We start from the raw sequence: 19,383 nt of genomic DNA, 5'->3' as shown, positions 1-19,383 counted from the left end.
ATTTAATTTCAACAGGCCGGCCATGCATAACGCTGTCATCGACAGCGTCAACACCGGCAGTGTCCATGCCACACATTAGCTCAGCGCGAGATGCCGAACCACACAAAGCCCGCACATTGACCGTTGACGCAACGGCGGTCAATGCCTGATTCATCACAACGCGATCAATCGATATTACGGACGCGATTAACTTCGCGCTGATTGATACCGCCCGAATCATTTCCCCAGGTATTGCGAATGTACGTTGCTGCGGCCGCTATTTCCTGGTCATTCAGGAAGTGGCGGAATGGCGGCATACCATAAGGTTGCGGGGTCTGAGCGGTGGTGGGCGTAAAGCCGCCATCCATAATCACTCGCAATAAGCCGGTGACATCCCGCCCACGCACCAGACTGTTCCCGTCAAGTGCCGGCCATGCCTGCTGTACACCCTTGCCATCGGCCTGATGGCAAGCGGCACAATACTGTCCATAGATTTTCTTACCCATGGCATACAGGGTATCGTTCACGTCGCCGCTACGCTCGGCTTTCAGGCCGGCGGCCGGCAAAGATTTCAGATAAACGGCGATATCCGACACGTCCTGTTGATTCAGATACTGCACGCCACGCAAGGCTTCGCTCATCGGGCCAACGACAGCGCCATGTGCCGAGGAACCCGTCAATAGCAATTGAGCGATGTCCTCGGCACTCCATGCGCCAAGGCCGCCCTCGGTATCGCCGGTCAGTGCCGGTGCAAACCAAATGCCGTCTGTCATTTTGCCGCCCTGCAGGAAACGGCTTTGCTCCATACCGCCCATACTGTCGCGTGGCGTATGGCATTCGGCACAGTGCGCCACCCCTTCCACCAGTTGTCTGCCGCGCACCAGCGCGTCCTGCGACGGTTCGGTGCGTGCCACGGCGTCTGCAGGTCGGAAATAAAGCGCACGCCAGAACGCCAGCAGAAAACGCATATTGAACGGTTGCTGCAGCTCATGAGCAGGCGCCTGACGATCGCTGGCCGGCACGGTCTTCAAATAGCTATAAATCGCATCGGTATCGGCGCGACTGAGATGCGAATAACTCTGGTAAGGAAAAGCAGGATAGAGCAACGAGCCATCCGGTGCCTTGCCGTTGTGCAGGGCCTGCCAGAAATCGTCGGCCGTCCAGTTACCAATACCATGTTGCTGATCGGGCGTGATATTCGGTGCGTAAAAGGTACCGAATTCAGTTTTCAGCCCGCTGCCACCGGAAAATGCCGGTTTATTCACCGCGGTGTGACAGCCAACACAATTGCCGATCTGGGTCAGATATTTTCCCCGCGCCACCACTTCTGCTGATGCCTTGCCGTCGGGCAGCGTGGATGCGACCATCGCGCCGTCGCGTGCACCCAGCCAGTACATCCCTGCGGCTACCAAAAGGCCGATCACCACCACCGCAGCAAACACTCTCAAAAGCCATTTCATTGCTGCACTCCCGACACAGTCTGAATTCCACAGGTCACCGGCGTTTCCGCCGACTCATTGATTGTTCCCGGCGAACGTGGATCCTGGCTGGCCAGCCACGCCGACACTGCCTGCACTTCAGCTGAAGTCATTTTCCTGGCGATGTCACCCATGCAATCGGGATCCACAGAATGACGAATGCCATACTGCCAGGCCCCCATCTGTGCAGTTATATATTCATTGGTCAGGCCCGTCAGCCCCGGAATGCCCGGCAACATGCCTTTCAGATTGTCGCCATGACAGGCTACACAGGCGGGAATGTCACGGTCGACCGCGCCATGGCGCACCAGCTTCTCACCCTGCTGCAAAATAAGCGGCGAGGCACGTGGCGGCGTTACGGTTTCGTACTCGGGCGTCTGTTTACTGAACCAGACAGCAATTTCGTGCAAATACTCATCGGACAGGTTAACCAGCAGGCGCTGCATCGGCAGGTATTCACGACGTCCTTCGCGGAAACGCAGCAATTGTTGGTACAGATAATGTGCCGGCTTGCCCGAAATGCGCGGATAGAATGCATCCGCTCCCTGTACGCCGGTTGCACCATGACACATGGTACAGGCCGCCACCCGGGCCTCCAGAGAACCCGGCGCCCCCACCGGAATGCGGTTTTCTCCGTTAACCGGGTTGGCCGGCGCGGCAGGTGTCGCGCCGGCAGCACCGGCCGGAACCTGCGCGCCCGCTACCTTGCCGGGGCGGGCCGGGTCGCCCTGGGTGGAGGAGACACTGCCGGTGGCCTGAATGGCCGCAGCCGGTTCGGGCTGAGTCGGCGTTTGCGCCATTGCCGAAGCAAGCAGCCAGACGCTGCACCATGGCATGACCGTTTTAAGCACGCCCTTTAATGTCAAATTCATTATTCGTCTCGCTCAATCACCGGTATCGGATGCGGGCGCCGGATCTTTTTCCAGCGCCTTAATACTGGCGCGCATAAACCACAGGATCAGCAGTCCCGGCAATGCAATAAAGAAAGTAAATACAAAAAACACAGGCCAGCCATACGCATCAACAATCGGCGGCGTTAGCGGTCCGGCGACAAACACACGGCCAACGGCAGACAAAGCCGACAGCAGCGCAAACTGGCTGGCAGTAAATTGCACATGACATAACGCCATCAATAATGCAACAAACGCGGCCGTACCCAGACCACCACAAAGATTCTCGAAACCCACGCCCAGTGCCATTAACGGCAGATTCTGCGGATTCAGCGCGATCATCCAGTACATCAGATTGGACAGCGCCTGCAGCAAGCCAAACAGCATCAGGGAGCGATACAGCCCCAGCTTGCTCATTATGCCGCCACCAATCAGCGCACCAATAATGGTTGCGATCACCGCAAGAATTTTGTTCACGGCACCAACCACCTCGGGCGAAAACCCGGCGCCGCGAATCAGAAACGTTGTAGACAGCGCACCGGCAAAGGCATCGCCCAGCTTGTACAGCACGATCAGCGCCAGAATACTGATCGCACCCTTGCGTGAAAAAAATTCCTGAAACGGGACGGTAAACGCATCATACAAGGTGCGCGGCGCGACGTTGGCACCAGCAACCTCGGGTTCGGGCGCCAGCCAGGTCAGCACCGCCGCACCGAACATCAACAGCCCCATGAAAAGATACATGCCGCCCCAGCCCATCCAGACCGCCGCCAGCCAGATGGCGAGTCCGCCCGATACCACCATGCCAATGCGATAACCCAGGGTCCGTATCGCTGCCCCCGCAGCCCGCTCTTCGGGGCGCAGCACATCAGCACTATAGGCGTCAAATGCAATATCCTGTGTGGCCGACAGAAACGCCACCAGTGTGGCCAGCGCCGCCAGCCAGAACAGCGAGCGGGACGGATCCAGAAACCCCATGCCGCAAATGGTCAGCCCCAGCAGAACTTGCGACAAAGCCATCCAGCCGCGCCGCCGTCCCATAAAGGGTGGCACATAGCGATCAATAAAGGGGGCCCACAAAAACTTGAACGTATAAGCCGCTCCCACCAGCGTCAGAAAACCAATGTCGGTCAGCGGCACATCTTCCACCGTCGCCCAGGCCTGCAGCGTGCCACCGGTGAGCGCCAGCGGCAACCCGCTGGCCAGACCCAGCAGCAGCAGCGGATAAACTCGTGGACTGAGGTACGGGCGAATCAGATTTATCATAATGCAGGCTTTCTGTCGGTCTCGAAATGATAAACCGCCAGCGTACTGCGCAAACTGGGCATCAGGGAGATTTCAGTTTCGTCCCGGAACGTAGCCCGCTCCAGGATCCTGAAGCCAAGGCGCGAGGCCAGATCTTCAAAATCCTTCAGCGTACACAAATGAATATTCGGCGTGTTATACCATTCATAGGGCATCTGCCCGGTAACGGGCATGCGTCCGGTCAAAATGGACAAGCCATGGGTCCAGTGGCCGAAGTTCGGGAATGACACGACGCCATAGCGTGCAACCCGTCCCATTTCCTTCAGAATATGTTCGGTGTTTACGACCGCCTGCAGGGTCTGGGACAGCACAACCGTATCAAACTGCCGATCATCGAACATGGCCAGACCGTCCTCCAGGTCCTGCTGAATCACCCGTACCCCTTTATTCACGCAGGCAATCACCTGGGCGTCTTCCTTTTCCACGCCCACCGCCGTCACGCCACGCCTGCTCTGCAAATGGGCAAGCAACATCCCGTCGCCGCATCCCAGGTCAAGCACCCGGGTATCGTCGTTAATCCAGCCGGCAATGCGCAACAGGTCGGCGCGTACTTTTCTTGGTTCTGTCGTGGTCGTCATGCTGTTTCCTGCTCCAATGGCGTCGCTGTCAGATTCAGACTGGCGGCAATGCGCTGGTAGTAAGCCCTGACCACCGCATGATAGCGCGGGTCATCCAGCAGGAAAGCGTCATGCCCATGCGGGGCATCGATTTCCGCATACGTCACCGGCTGGCCGTTTTTGAGCAGCGCCTTGACCAGTTCGCGCGAGCGTTCCGGCGGAAAGCGCCAGTCGGTGGAAAACGACACCGTCAAAAATTCCGCCGTTGCCGGACGCAATGCTTCGGTCAGATCACCACCATGCTTGCTGGCCGGATCGAAGTAATCCAGCGCCCGTGTAATGAGCAAATAAGTATTGGCATCGAAATATCTGGAAAATTTCTCCCCCTGATAACGCAAATAAGACTCGACCTCGAATTCAACATCGTAGCCGAACCGGTAGCGCCCATCTTCGGTTGGATTGCGTTGCGCACGTCCGAATTTTTCGGCCATGTCATCATCTGACAGATACGTGATATGCCCCACCATGCGTGCGACCGACAGGCCGCGCGCCGGCACGGTATTGTATTCATAATAATTGCCACCATGGAAATCGGGGTCGCTGATAATCGCGCGCCGCGCCACTTCATTAAAGGCAATATTCTGTGCCGACAGATTGGTGGTACTGGCCACCACCACGCAGTGCGCGATGCGCTCGGGCAATTCAATGGCCCAGCTCAGCGCCTGCATCCCGCCAAGCGACCCACCCATAACGGCAGCAAAGCGATCAATGCCAAAATGATCTGCCACCCTGGCCTGTGCCCTGACCCAGTCTTCCACCGTGACCACCGGAAAGGTTGATCCCCAGGGCTTGCCCGTGGCAGGGTCAATCGATGCCGGACCCGTTGAACCGAAGCAGGAACCCAGATTGTTTACGCCAATGACAAAATAAATATTCGTATCTACCGGCTTTCCCGGTCCGACCATATTGTCCCACCAGCCGACATCTTTGGCGTCGGTGGCCGAGACCCCTGCAACGTGGTGCGATGCGTTGAGCGCATGGCAAACCAGCACGGCATTACTGCGCTGGGCGTTAAGCGTACCGTAGGTTTCCACGGCAAGCGTGTACGACGGCAGCACCTGGCCACTGCTGAGCGTGAGCGGTTGATCGAACTGGAGAAACTGGGGCGTAACCACGCCCACAGACTGCTGTGAAGTAGTATGTTGTGAGACCATATGGACCTTTTAGCGGGATTTTTGAGGCGCCCGCAAGCGGATCAGACAAATCGGCGCCGACCTTTGCAGCATTGTATCATTTTAAAATAAGCAAACCGCTGGCTAGCGGAGCGTCATGCCGTTCAAGAACTCGTCGGCAACGGATTCTTTGAGCGTGTTATCCTGCCCGGCCGCATAGGCCTGGACGATCACACCACTGCCTGCAAATACTTTGACATAGACGCTGGCATTCTCGTTGCCCACGGCTTTTCTGAACGTGAGCTTCTGTCCGAATGGCGGCAACGGCTCGGGCGCCGGTTCGTTCATGCTGGCGTATACCGAGCGCAGCAGTGCTTCGCCGGCCTTGCGCGTGCTGGCCTCATCCTGCTTACCTTCAGGCAACAGGCTGTAAACCACCGCAAACACCTGATCGTCAACCAGCGCCATATCCATGGTAAAGGGATAGGGCACGCCTTCGATTTGCGTGGTGCGCGATTCACTGCGCGGCTTATCGGGGAAGATAGCCTGCATCCGCCCACCTGCGGTGGATACTTCACGCCAGTCATACTTTGGCGAACAACCCGCAAGCAAAACCGTAAAAAAAACAAGAGCCAGACGTTTGATCACCTGTACCACCCAAATTAATTAATTCGAAACAAACCGTTTTGAAACTGCAAAACAGCGGAACTCCCTTAAAATCAGCAATTATTGATTTCAGAGATATCTCAGGACGACTTGTGCAGCGCATGACCACACTACAGCAGCATCGAGACTCGCTAACTCATATTTTACGCGGAATTGAACGCGAAGGGCTACGGATTGACCGCGATGGCGCGCTCGCCACCACCCCGCACAGTGCTCTTCTGGGTTCCGCCCTGACCCATCCGAATATCACAACTGATTATTCGGAAGCGCTGATCGAGCTGATTACCGGAACGCACAGCTCAGTGGACGATCTGCTCGAAGAGTTGACCGATGTTCACCGTTTTGCCACCCGCCAGTTTCCATCCGAAAGCATCTGGATGCAATCGATGCCGGGCCATCTGCCCGCCGACAACCAGATCCCGATTGCCACTTACGGCACATCCAACAGCGGCATGCTGCGCCACGTATACCGACGCGGGCTGGCCGAGCGCTACGGCCGCACCATGCAATGCATCGCCGGGCTTCATTACAATTTTTCGCTACCGGAATCGCTGTGGCAGCTGCTCGATATCGAAGGCGCAAACGAGACCGAACGCCAGTCTGTCGGCTATATGGGCCTAATCCGCAATTTCACCCGCTATAACTGGCTGCTCATGTACCTGTTTGGCGCATCCCCGGCGGTGCCACGGTCGTTCCTGGGGGATCGGCCCAATCCCTTGCGCGAACTGGATCATGATACGCTGTATCTGCCCTATGCCACCAGTCTGCGCATGAGCGATCTGGGTTACCAGAACGATGCGCAGTCCGGGCTGAAAATGTGCTACAACGACCTGTCCACTTTCCTCAGGAAAATGTATCACGCGGTCACACAACCCTGGCCCGAATATCAGGCGCTCGGTACGCACCGCGACGGCCAGTGGATTCAACTGAACACCAATGTGCTGCAGATCGAAAATGAGTACTACTCAACGATCAGGGCCAAGCGCACCACCGCACGTGGTGAGCGGCCCATTACGGCCCTGATGGAGCGCGGCATCGAATATGTCGAGATCCGCTGCCTGGATATTGATCCGTTCAGCCCTATCGGTATTTCAAATGCAACCTGTCATTTCATGGATGCATTCCTGCTGTTCTGTGCGGTCCATGACAGCCGGCTGTTTCCTTACGACGGTTTCTGCGAGGAAAGTCAGGCCAATTTCACAGATGTGGTTAACCGCGGTCGCGATCCCTCTCTGCGCCTGACCAGCAATGGCGAAGACATTTCCATTCCGGACTGGGGTAATCAATTGCTCGATCAGATTGCACTGTACGCCAAGGAACTGGATATCGCTTTTAGCACTACGCAATACAGTGCCGCGATCCAGGAACAGCGCCATAAGCTGGATGACGTGTCTGCCACGCCTTCGGCCCGTATTTTGCAGGAATTGCGCGACAGCGGGCTGAGCTTTGCCGACTATACCCAATTGCAAAGCCAGCGCCTGTCCGACGAGCTGCGCTTTGGCGAACTGTCTGCGGAAACCGAGCAAAAAATGCGCGCCAGCGTCAAACAATCGCTCGAAGATCAGGCAGCGATAGAAGCGTCCGACAACGAAAGCTTTGACGAATATGTCGAGCGTTATATGGCGGCCCTGAAACGGCCGGAATAAACGGAGATTTTCATGTTTCTGAAGAATGCATGGTATGTCGCGGCGTGGAGCCACGACATTGTCCATGAGCTATATCCATTGCAGTTGCTAAATGAGTATCTGGTGTTCTATCGTCAGCAGGATGGCCGGGTTGTTGCGCTTGAAGACGCCTGTCCGCACCGCAAATTGCCTTTGTCCATGGGACGGCTGATCGATGACGCCGTGGAATGCGGCTATCATGGGCTGACCTTCAATGGCCAGGGCACCTGTATTTTCGCGCCGGGTGCAAAGATTCCCCGCGCAGCGACAGTCAAAAATTTTGCCACAACTGAAAAATACGGTCTGGTCTGGGTCTGGATGGGCGAAGCAGACAAGGCCGACCCCACCCTGATTCCACATATTGCCGAGTATGGTCATCCCGACTGGGGAATCAATCAGGGTGACGCTATGATCGTCGAGTGCAATTACCTGTACATGACCGACAATCTGCTGGACCCCTCGCATGTCGCCTGGGTGCACCGCAGTTCTTTCGGCAATAGCGCCTGCGAAAACGAGCCGCTCACCACAACAGTGAATGATAACGGCGTGATTGTTTCGCGCTGGATGTACGACACCGATGTGGCGCCCTTCTATGCCAGGTTCGTTAAGTTCACCGGCAACTGTGACCGCAAGCAGCACTATGAAGTGCGCTATCCGTCGCACGCCATCATCAAGGCCGTCTTTACGCCAGCCGGCACGGGTGGCGATGAAGCGCCGATCCATCCCGACGTATTCCTGATGGACTCCTATAATTTCCTGACACCGATAGACGAGAAAACCACCCGCTACTTCTGGTTCCAGCTCAGAAATTTCAGTCCAAATGATGAAGACGTTTCGCGTCAGTTTGCCGCAGGCGTACGCAAGGCCTTTGAAGAAGACCGGATCGTACTTGGCGCGGTACAAAAAGGCATGGACAATCGCCGCTCGCCATTTATCAATCTCAAACTGGACGGTGGCCCGATCAAGTTTCGCAAGGGACTGGAGCGGCTGATCAGCCAGGAGCAGGTCGTGGCCGATCAGGCCAGGCCGGAAGTGATTCCCATTCAGGAAGCCGCCATCGCGCAGCCCGACTAATCAGCGCCTGTGTACCTGAGTGAACGGCGCCGGGGGCCAATGCGTTCAGTCCTTGTCCTTATCCTCGACCCGTTCCGGCTTGCCCTTGCGCCTGGTAGACGCCAGTTCTTCCAGCTCCTTTTCTGACATCGAGTCATACATGGACCTGGACGCACCTTTCAGACTGCTTACCTTTGTTTCACCGCGTTTGGCAGCCAGTGCCGCTCCGGCGGCCTGCTGCTGATTCTGAGATTTTGCTGGCATGAGATGGCTCCTTTTTGCTATTCATGCGTATCGCACGGTAGGCTGACCGCGCTAGCGCAACACAGAGGTCAACCTGACGTTGCCCCTGTCATTTAACCTTATCATTATTGTTCTGGCCATTACACCGCTTTTTGCATCTCATTGGGTTTATTTTTGTTATCAAATGCGAATCACCGCAGGCCAGGTTTATGTCAAATGTCATTAACGCTACCGTATGTAAGCCATTACAGAATCAGCCCCCGAACAGATGATTCAGCAACGGTGCTCCGCACCATCCGTATCACTTCAGATTCCCCGCCAGAAACGTTGCCAGCCGCGCACTACGGGGTTTAGCCAGAATATCGCCGGGCGCGCCCTCTTCTTCAACCACGCCCTGATGCAGAAACATCACATGGCTGGACACCTGACGAGCGAACGCCATCTCATGCGTCACGATGATCATGGTGCGTCCCTCTTCGGCCAGTTTCTGCATCACCCGCAACACTTCTCCGACCAACTCCGGATCCAAAGCAGACGTTGGTTCGTCAAACAGCATCACTTCGGGCTCCAGTGCCAGCGCACGCGCGATCGCCACCCGTTGCTGCTGTCCGCCCGAGAGATGCATGGGATATTTCTTCAGGGTATCCAGGCTCAGTCCGACTTTCAGCAGATTGCTTTCCGCCCGCGCCAGTGCTTCCTGGCGCGAGATGCCCAGCACATTGACGGGTGCGGCCGTAATGTTCTCCTGAACGGTCATATGCGACCAGAGATTGAAATGCTGGAACACCATGGATAGCCGCGTGCGCATATATTGCAATTGGCGGCGATCTGCCGGCACCAGGGTACCCTTGCGCATGACCGTGCGCAGTTCTTCACCATGAATGAAAATTTTGCCTGCATCGGGCGTTTCCAGGAAATTAATACAGCGCAGCAACGTGCTTTTACCTGAACCACTGGACCCGATAATACTGATCACATCACCCTTGTTAGCCAGCAGCGACACGCCCTTGAGTACTTCGTTGCTGCCGAAACGTTTGTGAATATCCTGAACGCGTAAGTTTTCCATAACGGGACCTGTTAAACAGCCGCGGGTTTCAGAAACCCGAGCCATTTTTTCTCTGCCTTGCGAAACAGCGCAACCAGCACCATTGCCAGAACGGCGTACAGGATGGCGGCAATACCAAAGGCGGGTAAAGAGTTGAATGTAGCGCTGTTAACATCGCGCGCGACCTTGAGCAATTCGGGCACCGTTGCCGTGAATGCCAGCGAGGTGGAATGCAGCACCAGAATCACTTCATTGCTGTAAAACGGCAGGGCACGCCTGAAAGCGGAAGGCAGAATAATTTTTGTGTACAGGCGGAAGCGGGAAAAACCGAAGGCCTGCGCCGCTTCAATCTCGCCGTGCGGGATGGAGCGAATGGCGCCCGCCAGTACTTCTGTCATATACGCACAGGTGTTGATCGTGAATGCAAGAATCACACAATTGAACCCGTCACGGAAGAAGGTTGCCAGCAGCGGCGTGCCGCGCACCACGCTCAGGCTGAACAAGCCGGTGTAAACAAGCAGCAACTGCACGTATAGCGGCGTGCCACGAAACACAAAGGTGTACACCTGCACCGGCACACTCACCCAGCGATTGGACGAACTGCGCCAGATGGCCATGGGGATGGCCAGCAGCGTGCCAAACAACACGGCCAGCAACAGAATCCAGATCGTCATGGCCAGTCCCGTCATGGGAATACCGAAACCGAGATAGGCTTGCCAGTAGCGCTCAAGAATCTCGCTCACAGCCGAACCTCCCGCACACCGACCGAATAGCGTCGATTAAGCCAGGACAGCACCACCAGGCTGACCGCCGTCATGCACAGATAAATGGCAGCGGCAACCAGATTGAAGAAAAACAGTTGCTGAGTACTGCGCCCCGCCTGCTGCGTGACCGTCACGATATCGAGCAGACCGATGATGGAAACCAGGGCGGTTGCCTTGATAATGACCTGCAGATTATTATTCAGTCCGGGTAAAGCGTAGCGGATCAATTGCGGCAACAGAATCAGCCGAAATACGGTTAATGGCGCCATCCCGGTCGCGTAGCCGGCCTCCAGCTGGCCTTTGGGCACAGACTGAATGGCACCGCGGAAGGTCTCTGTCATATACGCGCCATAGATAAACGATAACGTAGTCACACCCGCCGAAAAGGCATCCATCTGATATTGCTGCCAGCCGGCCCAGACGCAGATCGCATTGATAAGCTCCTGCAGGTTATAGAAAACCAGCAGCATGATCACCAGGTCGGGCACGCTGCGAATCAGCGTCGTATACCCGGTGAAGGTCCAGCGCAGTACAGGGTTGGAAGATAGCTTGCACAAAGCCCCGACCATTCCAATGATGATCGAAAAAACCAGCGTCAACAGCGTCAGCAGACAGGTTGCGAGTGTACCGGCCCATATCTGGGATCCATAACCGTACAGCATCGGGTTCCTTAAATATCGTTATTAATAAAGCAATATTGCAATTGTTTGTCGGCCGCCCGGGGCTTGTGCCCTTGCGCTTCGCCGCCGCACATTGCGGGCAGATCTGCCCGCCCAAAAATGCAAACTGCGCGGTCGCCGGCACCCAGCCAGCCCGCGCAGCATCCGGTCAGACCCGCTTATTCACGTTCCTTGATGCCGTATTTTTTGTAGGCGTCAAGAATTTTTGCGTATTCTCCGTCAGCCTTCATGTCGGCCAGCGCCTTGTCGATTTTACCCTTCAGCTCGGTATCTTCCTTGCGCAGACCAATACCGTTACCGTTGCCAAACACGTCGGCGTCGGACACCGGCGTGCCGACCAGCTTGAAGTTCTTGCCATCGGGACTATCAAAGAAAATCGTGGCTGCCGCTGCGTCCTGCAGGGTCGCATCCACGCGGCCGAGCGCCAAATCCTGCTTGGCAAGATCATCATTCTGATAGGAAACCAGATCAATCCCTTTGCCTTTCCAGTGCTTGTCGGCGTAGGCCGCCTGAGTGGTACCCTGAACGACCCCAACCGTTTTACCTTTGAGCGACTCGGCGGTGGTATCCAGTCCTTCGCTGCCCGACGGAACCATCAGGCGTGTAGAGCTGGCGTACATCACATCTGAAAACAGCACCTGCTTCTCGCGTTCTTTGGTAATAGTCATCCCGGACAGAATGCCATCTATTTTTTTGGCTTTCAGGGCAGGAATCACACCGTCGAAATTCATGCGAATCCATTCGCAGTCGGCTTCAATGCGCTTACAGATGGATTTACCCATATCAACATCAATACCAACCAGCTCGCCCTGTGGGTTAACCGATTCAAAAGGCGCGAATGTGGGATCAATACCCAGACGCAGTTTGACGGGTGCCGCAGACACCACTGTCGGTAACAATGCAGCCAGCACTGCCGCAACAAAAAGTTTTTTCATTCCTAACCCCGGGAAACATATGGTAATTAATTGAAGTAGTATAACGCCTTGTCCCTGATTCACAGGTGTGATTGCAGGCAGGTTACAACGCGCGGACACGAGATTTTTGCATAAATTTCCTCCCGGCTACCTGTTTTTGCCTGAAACCCATGTTTTTCTTGCCTTTTTGTTGCCGCTATCATGCCTCTATCATGCCTTTAGGCCCGAGAATTCGCTCATGACTTCCTTCAATTCCGCAGATTTGCCCATTTTCCGGCTCGCGCCCGGCCAGCTCACCTATTCGCAATTGCGCGCGTCTTTTCTGAAAGCCGCCCATCATCGCGGCGCGCAGCTGCATGCTTACCCTCATCCGCTCAAGGGCGTGGAAAACGAAAATCTATGCACCGATGTAGCCGTGGCAGGCGATCCGCAAGCCGACAAATGGATCGTGGTGGTGTCCGGCACGCATGGCGTCGAAGGTTACTATGGCTCGATCTGCCAGACCCGTTTTCTGCTGGAGCAGGACATCACACCGACAGCAGGCGTGGGTATCCTGTTTATTCACCTGATCAATCCCTGGGGCACCTCGTGGAAACGGCGGGTCAATGAAGACAACATGGATCTGAATCGCAACTATCTGGATTTTGACCAGCCGCTGCCGGTTAATCCGGGCTACGAAGCAGTACATGAGCTGTTTGCGACCGATATCCGTGATGCCGACCGGCGCCGCGCCCGCGAACAGCGCTGGCGCGAAGTCGTACAGGAAAAAGGCTATGCTGCGCTGATGAATATTGTAGAAGCCGGCCAGTATCGCCATCGCGATGGCCTTTATTACGGTGGAGAACAACCCAGCTGGTCCAATGTCACACTGCATCAGATCCTGAAGGACCATCTGCCGGCGCATGCCAGGGAAATCATCAGTTTCGATCTGCATACCGGTGCCGGACAATTCGGTCACCCCATGCTCATGGCCATTGCCGAACAGGACTATCCCGGCATTGCGCGCGCCCAGTCTATCTACGGTCCATGGCTGTATACCGTCATTACAGGCGCGAACAACGCCAGCGATACCGGCATCTCGGCTGCAGCCACCGGCTACACCTCGGCAGCCATGGTCAAATTATTCAGTGACCGCCAGTTTACGCAACTGGTGGTCGAGTGTGGAACCTATGACAGCCAGTCGGTGGGTCAGCCTGCCCTGCTGGCCGACCATTTCCTGCATCTGCATGGTGATCCGGCCAGTGCCGAAGGTAAACAGATCAAGCAGCAACTGCTGGACTTTTTCTTCCCGGCCGATCCGGACTGGCAGGCACTGGTGCAATTCAGAACCCGCCAGATTCTGGAGCGTGCCGTTCACGCGCTGCGTAACGGGCAATAGGTTTCGCGCTTGCCATTTTTCCGGATACCATGAAAAACACCCCAAAGGCTGAATGGATATCCAACCTTTGGGGTGTATTTTTGAGGTGGCAGTACGCCCGGGTGCGCGATCAGTCCGCTGCCTGCGCTACACCGACCATTTGCTCATCGACGTCATCGGGCAGTTGCTGATTCAGGGCAGCATCCAGTTGCCTGGTGTCCAGCTGGTTCTCCCATCGGGCAACCACAATGGTGGCGCAGGCATTGCCGACCAGGTTGGTCAGGGCACGACATTCCGACATAAAACGATCAATGCCCAGAATGAGGGCCATGCCGGCCACCGGTACATCGGGCACCACAGCCAGCGTAGCCGCCAGCGTAATAAAGCCGGCCCCCGTAACCCCCGCGGCCCCCTTGGAACTGATCATGGCGACCAGCAGCAGCAATACTTGCTGTTGCAGCGACAGCTCGATATTGCACGCTTGCGCAATAAACAGCGCAGCCAGCGTCATGTAGATATTCGTTCCGTCCAGATTAAAAGAATAGCCGGTAGGTACCACCAACCCGACCACAGACTTGGCGCAACCGGCGCGCTCCAGTTTTTGCATCAGCGTAGGCAGCGCCGCTTCCGATGAACTGGTGCCCAGCACCAGAAACAATTCATCCTTGATATAGCGCACCAGTTTAAAAATGGAAAAGCCGTTGTACCGCGCGACCAGCCCCAGCACAATCACAACAAACAACACAGCCGTGATATAGAAAGTCAGAATCAGGTACAGCAAATTGCCAATCGAGCCTATCCCGTATTTGCCAATGGTAAATGCCATGGCGCCGAATGCACCGATAGGCGCGGCCTTCATTAAAATGGCCACCAGTTTGAAAACCGGCCGGGACAGTTGCTGGAAAAAATCAAAGACCGGCTTGCCATGTTCTCCGGTAGCCGCCAGTGCAATACCAAACAGCACTGAAATAAACAGCACCTGCAGAATATCGCCATTAACCAGCGGGCTGATGGTGGTGTCGGGAATAATATTCATTAAAAACCCGACAATGGACGAATCATGCGCCTTGGTCACATAGGTGGCCACCTTGCCGGCGTCCAGCGTTTTGGGGTCAATATCCAGACCGGAGCCGGGGTGCAGCGTGTTGGCAACGATCAGGCCAATGATCAGTGCCAGTGTGGAAAACGTAATGAAGTAAAGCATCGCCTTACCGGCCACCCGCCCTACCGTTTTCATATTGCTCATACCGGCGATACCCGTCACCACCGTGAGAAATATGACAGGTGCGATAATCATTTTTACCAGTTTGATAAACGCGTCGCCAAGCGGCTTCATACTTTCACCAACCTGCGGATAGAACTGCCCCAGCAACACGCCCAGGACAATGGCAATGACCACCTGTACATATAATATTTGATACCAGCGCTTGGGCTGACGCGGCGCTTCGGCCGATAGCTCTTCAGCAGACAACATTTGATTTGGTTTTCCTGGAAATGAATGCGTTGGTCGACGCACTTGCGGCTATCGACACTACGTCAATGATATGAATGGGTCCACACTATGGAATCAAGACCGTCATAGACAGCGGACGGCTCATGGATACTGCACCAGCGGACACTGTGCTTCCTTCAATTCCGTATAGTAATTTTCGAAACCTTAAAGAAAACTGAAAACGCATCATTAGGTGGCATCTGGTCCGCTTTCCTATACAATCGCACAAGGTGACGGGGTGCAACCCTGCCCCCTATTTCACAGCCCTCCATTTCAAACGAGACATTTCATCATGCCCATTCTTCAAGTTCAGGTCACCGCCGGCCGCAGCCAGCAACAAAAAACCGCCTTCCTGCAAAATGCCACCAAGGTTATCGAGCAAACGCTGAACGCGGCCCTGCCCAGTATCCGTATTTCCCTGCACGAAATTGAACAGCAGGATTCGATTGTCGCAGGCCAGGTGGGTGCTGAATTCGTCAACATCGTGGCTTTTCTGCTTGCCGGCCGAAACGATGAAGTCAAAGCGAACTTTCTGGCCGCCATCAACAAAACAGCGGTGACCACGCTGGACGTATCAGACAGTTGCATCCGCACCATGCTGATCGATATCGCGCCGGAGCACATGGGTGTTCAGGAAGGCCTGAGCGCCGCCGCGTTTCGCGCCAGAAGCGCAGGTTAACGCCCTCTTTTCTTTTAACGCCCTCTTTTCTTATTAGCGCCTTGCCCCAACCTGCGCCTGAGTGAGGTTAATCTGCGCGTTAACACCGTCATATCTCGAACGTGATGCCTGCGGCGTAGCAGCCTGAGCCCGGCGCTCAAGATGCTACGCCGCAGCTTTATTTCCAAGTGCTTACGCCATCTCCGGCCGATCCGCTCCTTTTCCCTTATTGACAACCCATCCTGATCCAACCTATTCTTCTCTGAAATATTACCAATTACAACAAACCCTTTCGGAGCGGACATGAAACTATCAGCCATCCTGCGGTCGTGCATTGCGGCCACCTCACTTTTCGCGGCTGCTGCCAGCGCCCAGGTCAGCGTCATGCTGCCAGCCAATCCAGGCGGCGGCTGGGATGGAACGGGCCGGCAGGCCTTCTCGGCCATGAACAAGGCCGGCATCTATACCGGCAGCGTTAACTTTACCAACAAGGGCGGTGCCGGCGGCACCATCGGTCTGGCCGAATTCCAGAATGGCACAACCGGCAAACCGGATAACCTGGCAGTCTTTGGCGCCATTACCGTTGGCGCCATCACGCTGAACAAATCGCCGGTCGATCTGTCCAAGTTCAGGCCGGTAGCACGCCTCACGGCAGAATATCTGGTGCTTGCCGTGCGTCCGGACTCTCCCTACAAAACGCTGGCTGATTTTGCCAAGGCACTCAAGGAAAATCCTGGCGGCACACCAGTGGGTGGCGGTTCAGCAGGTGGCGTAGATCATATTGCCCTGGCCCTGCTTGCCCAGGCCAGCGGCACGCCGGTTAATAAACTTAATTACATTCCGCAGGCTGGCGGCGCGGATACCGTTACCGGCATCGTCAACGGCACCCTCAAGGCCGGTATCTCGGGCATTTCCGAATTCCAGCAATTTGCCAAATCCGGCCGCGTCAAAATTCTGGGCATTACCTCTGCCGAACGCATGAAAGGACTGGACGCGCCTACCTTCAAGGAAGCCGGCTTCGATGTGGAACTGGCAAACTGGCGCGGCATTCTGGGCTCGGTCGATATGCCCGAAGACAATTACAAAGTGTGGGTGGACCGCTTCACCAAACTCAATGACAGCGACGCCTGGAAGCAAACCATGACGACCCAGGGCTGGGATCAGTTTTTCCTGGCCGGACCTGAATTTGGCAGCTTCATCAAAGATGAAAGTGACCGTATCAATAAAATCCTGAAGGACGCAGGTCTTGCAAAATAAGGAAACACCCTCGCAGACAGGCGCGGCGCCCGCAACCCCCGAGGCTGCGGCGCCAGCCACCCGGCCCTGGTGGCTGGGGATCGCTGTCGTTATCCTGGGCTGTATCTGCCTGTACTCCGCAACAACCTTGCCGGCAACGGCACAGTATGCGGCTATCGGCCCGGGCATGTTTGTTACCATTGCCGGCGGGGGCTTGTTGCTGCTGGGCATCCTGCTGCTGATTCAAATCGCAAAAGGCGAACGCTTCGAAGCGCAGGATGCAGAAAATGCCGCCGGCAACCTGCCGATGGACAAGCGGGCCTTCTTTACCGCACTGGCTGCAACCATCGTACCGGCACTCACCATGGAGCCACTGGGTCTGCCCATTACCGCCATGCTGTCGTTTATGCTGGTTGCGCGCGCATTTGGCTCCACCAGAACGATCATGGATCTGATCACCGGCGCTATTCTGGGCTCGGTCTGCTGGTTTCTTTTTTCACGCCTCGGTCTGCAACTGGGCGGTTTTCTTCCCCTGGCGGGCTTCTGAATGGATACAACCTTCGGCTTATTATTGCAAGGCTTTGATATCGCCCTGCAACCCATGAATCTTTTCTGGGCGCTGGTCGGCTCCGTACTTGGCACCGCCATCGGCATCCTGCCAGGCATCGGCCCTGCGCTCACCATCGCGCTGCTGTTGCCGGTTACCGTCTCGGTTGGCCCTGTCTCGGCATTCATTATGTTTGCCGGCGTACTCTACGGCGCGATGTACGGCGGCTCCACCACATCCATTCTGATCAATACGCCAGGTGAAGCCGGCTCCATGATGACCGCGCTGGAGGGCAACAAAATGGCGCGCTCCGGACGCGGTGCCGCGGCACTGGCCACTGCTGCCGTAGGTTCGTTCGTGGCCGGCACCATCGCCACCGCCCTGCTCACGTTTGCCGCGCCCTCCATTGCCGAACTGGCGTTCTACTTCAAACCGGCAGACTACTTTGCACTGACCGTGCTGGCCTTCACATCGGTTGCTGTGGTGATGGGAACCTCGCGGGTGCGCGGTTTTATTTCCCTGTTCATTGGCCTGGCATTCGGCGTAATCGGCATCGACAAAATGACCGGGCAGCCGCGTATGACATTTGGCGCCAGCTCACTGCTGGACGGGATGGAACTTACCGTCGTACTGGTCTCGCTGTTTGCAATCGGTGAAATTATCTATGTCGCCAGCCGCTACCGGCACCAAAACGACGATGTGATGCCGATCAAGGGCGGCGTCTGGATGACCAAAGAGGAATGGAAGCGCTCGCTCATGCCCTGGCTGCGCGGTACCGCCATTGGCTTTCCGATGGGCGCGCTGCCCGGCGGCGGCTCCGAAATTCCGACCATGCTGTCCTATACGCTTGAGAAAAAGCTGTGTAAAAAGAAAGAGGAGTTTGGCACCATCGGCGCCATTGAAGGCGTTGCCGGCCCCGAAGCGGCTAATAATGCAGCTGCTGCAGGCGTGCTGGTCCCCCTGCTGACACTGGGATTGCCCACTTCGGCCACCGCGGCAATCCTGCTGGCTGCGTTCCAAAACTTCGGCCTGCAACCCGGCCCGTTTCTGTTTACCTCCAACCCGGAACTGATCTGGGGTCTGATCGCCTCGCTCTACGTGGGCAACGTCATGCTGCTGATTCTGAACCTGCCGCTGGTTGGCATGTGGGTGAAATTACTCCTTATTCCAAAACCGCAACTGTATGCCGGCATTTTGGTGTTTGCCATGATCGGCATCTGGGGGGTATCGGGATCCACCTTTGACCTGGCCTGCATGGTCGTGGTGGGTCTGATGGGTTATGTCATGCGCGTCTATGACTTTCCCATTGCGCCCATCCTGATCGGCCTGATCCTCGGCCCCATGGCCGAAAACCAGCTGCGTACAGCGCTGGCAGCTGCCGAGGGCAATCCCGCAGTGCTGGTGGAAACACCAATATCAATTGTCATTCTGACCATTTCAGCGCTGTTCCTGCTGGCACCCGTTGTATTGCGCAAACTGCGCAAGGCCGCATAAGGCCATACGGGTGCTGTCCGCTCTCGTTGCCATTCTCCTTTCCGCCTGGCAACGAGGGCTTTGTATGAGCGACCGCTTCCCTGGTCGCGATGATCCCCCATTGTCCACGCTGCGCGCCTATTTGGCGCTGAAAAGCAAAAAACATCGGTTTTAGCACAACAAACAGGTGGTACGTGCGAGTACCATTCT

19 protein-coding genes and 1 riboswitch are annotated in these 19,383 nt (G+C 56.0%); of the genes, 7 read left to right on the top strand and 12 right to left on the bottom strand.

Features of this window, described 5'->3' with window-relative positions; all coding sequences use genetic code 11:
* Positions 1-164 precede the first annotated feature (164 nt).
* The 6 genes from MIM_RS04610 to MIM_RS21990 all read right to left on the bottom strand — a co-directional run bounded on the left by MIM_RS04610 (position 165) and on the right by MIM_RS21990 (position 5,933).
* Positions 165-1,439, bottom strand: a complete 1,275-nt coding sequence (locus tag MIM_RS04610; protein ID WP_025371596.1) for a c-type cytochrome — start codon at positions 1,437-1,439, stop codon at positions 165-167.
* Entirely contained in the window at positions 1,436-2,329 is an 894-nt protein-coding gene (locus MIM_RS04605) for a c-type cytochrome (RefSeq protein WP_025371595.1), read from the bottom strand. The genes MIM_RS04610 and MIM_RS04605 overlap by 4 nt, the downstream gene beginning before the upstream one ends.
* 12 nt (positions 2,330-2,341) lie before the next feature.
* Positions 2,342-3,613 (bottom strand): AmpG family muropeptide MFS transporter, encoded by a 1,272-nt coding sequence (locus MIM_RS04600; protein WP_042069964.1) that lies wholly within the window; start codon positions 3,611-3,613, stop codon positions 2,342-2,344.
* Positions 3,610-4,230, bottom strand: a complete 621-nt coding sequence (gene metW, locus MIM_RS04595) for a methionine biosynthesis protein MetW (protein ID WP_025371593.1) — start codon at positions 4,228-4,230, stop codon at positions 3,610-3,612. The genes MIM_RS04600 and metW overlap by 4 nt, the downstream gene beginning before the upstream one ends.
* Positions 4,227-5,423 carry a homoserine O-succinyltransferase MetX gene (gene metX / locus MIM_RS04590; RefSeq protein ID WP_025371592.1) on the bottom strand — a complete coding sequence of 399 codons (1,197 nt, stop codon included), beginning with the start codon at positions 5,421-5,423 and terminating at the stop codon, positions 4,227-4,229. Before metX ends, metW begins: the two co-directional genes overlap by 4 nt.
* Positions 5,413-5,490, bottom strand: a riboswitch (SAM riboswitch). It overlaps the preceding gene by 11 nt.
* Before the next feature lie 35 nt (positions 5,491-5,525).
* Positions 5,526-5,933 carry a hypothetical protein gene (locus MIM_RS21990; RefSeq protein WP_025371591.1) on the bottom strand — a complete coding sequence of 136 codons (408 nt, stop codon included), beginning with the start codon at positions 5,931-5,933 and terminating at the stop codon, positions 5,526-5,528.
* Positions 5,934-6,124: 191 nt separating this feature from the next.
* Here MIM_RS21990 and gshA point away from each other — a divergent pair, with 191 nt between their 5' ends.
* Both gshA and MIM_RS04575 read left to right on the top strand, forming a co-directional pair.
* Positions 6,125-7,693: a glutamate--cysteine ligase gene (gshA, locus tag MIM_RS04580; RefSeq protein ID WP_407638146.1), complete on the top strand. Its 1,569-nt coding sequence runs from the start codon at positions 6,125-6,127 to the stop codon at positions 7,691-7,693.
* Between the two features lie 12 nt (positions 7,694-7,705).
* On the top strand, positions 7,706-8,785 hold the full coding sequence (locus tag MIM_RS04575; protein ID WP_025371589.1) for an aromatic ring-hydroxylating dioxygenase subunit alpha: 1,080 nt from the start codon (positions 7,706-7,708) through the stop codon (positions 8,783-8,785).
* Between the two features lie 45 nt (positions 8,786-8,830).
* On the opposite strand, the gene MIM_RS04570 is transcribed toward MIM_RS04575, so the two are convergent.
* The 5 genes from MIM_RS04570 to MIM_RS04550 all read right to left on the bottom strand — a co-directional run bounded on the left by MIM_RS04570 (position 8,831) and on the right by MIM_RS04550 (position 12,431).
* Complete coding sequence (locus MIM_RS04570; RefSeq protein ID WP_025371588.1) at positions 8,831-9,028, bottom strand: DUF3008 family protein; 198 nt, start codon at positions 9,026-9,028, stop codon at positions 8,831-8,833.
* A 280-nt stretch (positions 9,029-9,308) separates the two neighbouring features.
* Complete coding sequence (locus tag MIM_RS04565) at positions 9,309-10,073, bottom strand: ABC transporter ATP-binding protein (protein ID WP_025371587.1); 765 nt, start codon at positions 10,071-10,073, stop codon at positions 9,309-9,311.
* Between the two features lie 11 nt (positions 10,074-10,084).
* A complete protein-coding gene (hisM, locus tag MIM_RS04560) occupies positions 10,085-10,741 on the bottom strand; it encodes a histidine ABC transporter permease HisM (RefSeq protein WP_407638145.1) in 657 nt (218 codons plus the stop codon).
* A 50-nt stretch (positions 10,742-10,791) separates the two neighbouring features.
* Positions 10,792-11,478: an ABC transporter permease gene (locus tag MIM_RS04555; RefSeq protein ID WP_025371585.1), complete on the bottom strand. Its 687-nt coding sequence runs from the start codon at positions 11,476-11,478 to the stop codon at positions 10,792-10,794.
* Positions 11,479-11,654: 176 nt separating this feature from the next.
* Positions 11,655-12,431, bottom strand: coding sequence for a lysine/arginine/ornithine ABC transporter substrate-binding protein (locus tag MIM_RS04550; protein ID WP_025371584.1), 777 nt, complete (start codon positions 12,429-12,431; stop codon positions 11,655-11,657).
* A 217-nt stretch (positions 12,432-12,648) separates the two neighbouring features.
* Between MIM_RS04550 and MIM_RS04545 the strand changes: the two genes are divergently transcribed.
* The gene (locus MIM_RS04545; protein ID WP_042070948.1) at positions 12,649-13,788 is read left to right on the top strand and encodes a DUF2817 domain-containing protein; all 1,140 of its coding nucleotides are present in this window, start codon (positions 12,649-12,651) and stop codon (positions 13,786-13,788) included.
* Positions 13,789-13,897: 109 nt separating this feature from the next.
* On the opposite strand, the gene MIM_RS04540 is transcribed toward MIM_RS04545, so the two are convergent.
* Positions 13,898-15,241 (bottom strand): dicarboxylate/amino acid:cation symporter, encoded by a 1,344-nt coding sequence (locus MIM_RS04540; protein ID WP_025371582.1) that lies wholly within the window; start codon positions 15,239-15,241, stop codon positions 13,898-13,900.
* 310 nt (positions 15,242-15,551) lie between these two features.
* On the opposite strand from MIM_RS04540, the gene MIM_RS04535 reads away from it, so the two are divergent.
* The 4 genes from MIM_RS04535 to MIM_RS04515 all read left to right on the top strand — a co-directional run bounded on the left by MIM_RS04535 (position 15,552) and on the right by MIM_RS04515 (position 19,194).
* Positions 15,552-15,938 (top strand): tautomerase family protein, encoded by a 387-nt coding sequence (locus MIM_RS04535; RefSeq protein ID WP_025371581.1) that lies wholly within the window; start codon positions 15,552-15,554, stop codon positions 15,936-15,938.
* Between the two features lie 282 nt (positions 15,939-16,220).
* Positions 16,221-17,174, top strand: a complete 954-nt coding sequence (locus MIM_RS04525) for a Bug family tripartite tricarboxylate transporter substrate binding protein (protein ID WP_025371579.1) — start codon at positions 16,221-16,223, stop codon at positions 17,172-17,174.
* The gene (locus MIM_RS04520; protein ID WP_025371578.1) at positions 17,164-17,700 is read left to right on the top strand and encodes a tripartite tricarboxylate transporter TctB family protein; all 537 of its coding nucleotides are present in this window, start codon (positions 17,164-17,166) and stop codon (positions 17,698-17,700) included. The genes MIM_RS04525 and MIM_RS04520 overlap by 11 nt, the downstream gene beginning before the upstream one ends.
* Positions 17,701-19,194 (top strand): tripartite tricarboxylate transporter permease, encoded by a 1,494-nt coding sequence (locus tag MIM_RS04515; RefSeq protein ID WP_025371577.1) that lies wholly within the window; start codon positions 17,701-17,703, stop codon positions 19,192-19,194. It abuts the gene before it with no gap.
* The last annotated feature ends 189 nt before the right edge of the window (positions 19,195-19,383 follow it).

The sequence above is a fragment of the Advenella mimigardefordensis DPN7 genome, assembly GCF_000521505.1.
Lineage (GTDB): Bacteria > Pseudomonadota > Gammaproteobacteria > Burkholderiales > Burkholderiaceae_B > Advenella > Advenella mimigardefordensis.
This window is presented reverse-complemented; position numbering and strand designations above follow the sequence as displayed.

Excerpts from the sequence above, each read along its gene's own strand:
- MIM_RS04610 (WP_025371596.1), bottom strand. The coding sequence starts at position 1,439 with ATGAAATGGCTTTTGAGAGTGTTTGCTGCGGTGGTGGTGATCGGCCTT.
- MIM_RS04605 (WP_025371595.1), bottom strand. The coding sequence starts at position 2,329 with ATGAATTTGACATTAAAGGGCGTGCTTAAAACGGTCATGCCATGGTGC.
- MIM_RS04600 (WP_042069964.1), bottom strand. The coding sequence starts at position 3,613 with ATGATAAATCTGATTCGCCCGTACCTCAGTCCACGAGTTTATCCGCTG.
- metW (WP_025371593.1), bottom strand. The coding sequence starts at position 4,230 with ATGACGACCACGACAGAACCAAGAAAAGTACGCGCCGACCTGTTGCGC.
- metX (WP_025371592.1), bottom strand. The coding sequence starts at position 5,423 with ATGGTCTCACAACATACTACTTCACAGCAGTCTGTGGGCGTGGTTACG.
- MIM_RS21990 (WP_025371591.1), bottom strand. The coding sequence starts at position 5,933 with ATGCAGGCTATCTTCCCCGATAAGCCGCGCAGTGAATCGCGCACCACG.
- MIM_RS04575 (WP_025371589.1), top strand. The coding sequence starts at position 7,706 with ATGTTTCTGAAGAATGCATGGTATGTCGCGGCGTGGAGCCACGACATT.
- MIM_RS04570 (WP_025371588.1), bottom strand. The coding sequence starts at position 9,028 with ATGCCAGCAAAATCTCAGAATCAGCAGCAGGCCGCCGGAGCGGCACTG.
- MIM_RS04565 (WP_025371587.1), bottom strand. The coding sequence starts at position 10,073 with ATGGAAAACTTACGCGTTCAGGATATTCACAAACGTTTCGGCAGCAAC.
- hisM (WP_407638145.1), bottom strand. The coding sequence starts at position 10,741 with ATGACGGGACTGGCCATGACGATCTGGATTCTGTTGCTGGCCGTGTTG.
- MIM_RS04555 (WP_025371585.1), bottom strand. The coding sequence starts at position 11,478 with ATGCTGTACGGTTATGGATCCCAGATATGGGCCGGTACACTCGCAACC.
- MIM_RS04550 (WP_025371584.1), bottom strand. The coding sequence starts at position 12,431 with ATGAAAAAACTTTTTGTTGCGGCAGTGCTGGCTGCATTGTTACCGACA.
- MIM_RS04545 (WP_042070948.1), top strand. The coding sequence starts at position 12,649 with ATGACTTCCTTCAATTCCGCAGATTTGCCCATTTTCCGGCTCGCGCCC.
- MIM_RS04540 (WP_025371582.1), bottom strand. The coding sequence starts at position 15,241 with ATGTTGTCTGCTGAAGAGCTATCGGCCGAAGCGCCGCGTCAGCCCAAG.
- MIM_RS04535 (WP_025371581.1), top strand. The coding sequence starts at position 15,552 with ATGCCCATTCTTCAAGTTCAGGTCACCGCCGGCCGCAGCCAGCAACAA.
- MIM_RS04525 (WP_025371579.1), top strand. The coding sequence starts at position 16,221 with ATGAAACTATCAGCCATCCTGCGGTCGTGCATTGCGGCCACCTCACTT.
- MIM_RS04515 (WP_025371577.1), top strand. The coding sequence starts at position 17,701 with ATGGATACAACCTTCGGCTTATTATTGCAAGGCTTTGATATCGCCCTG.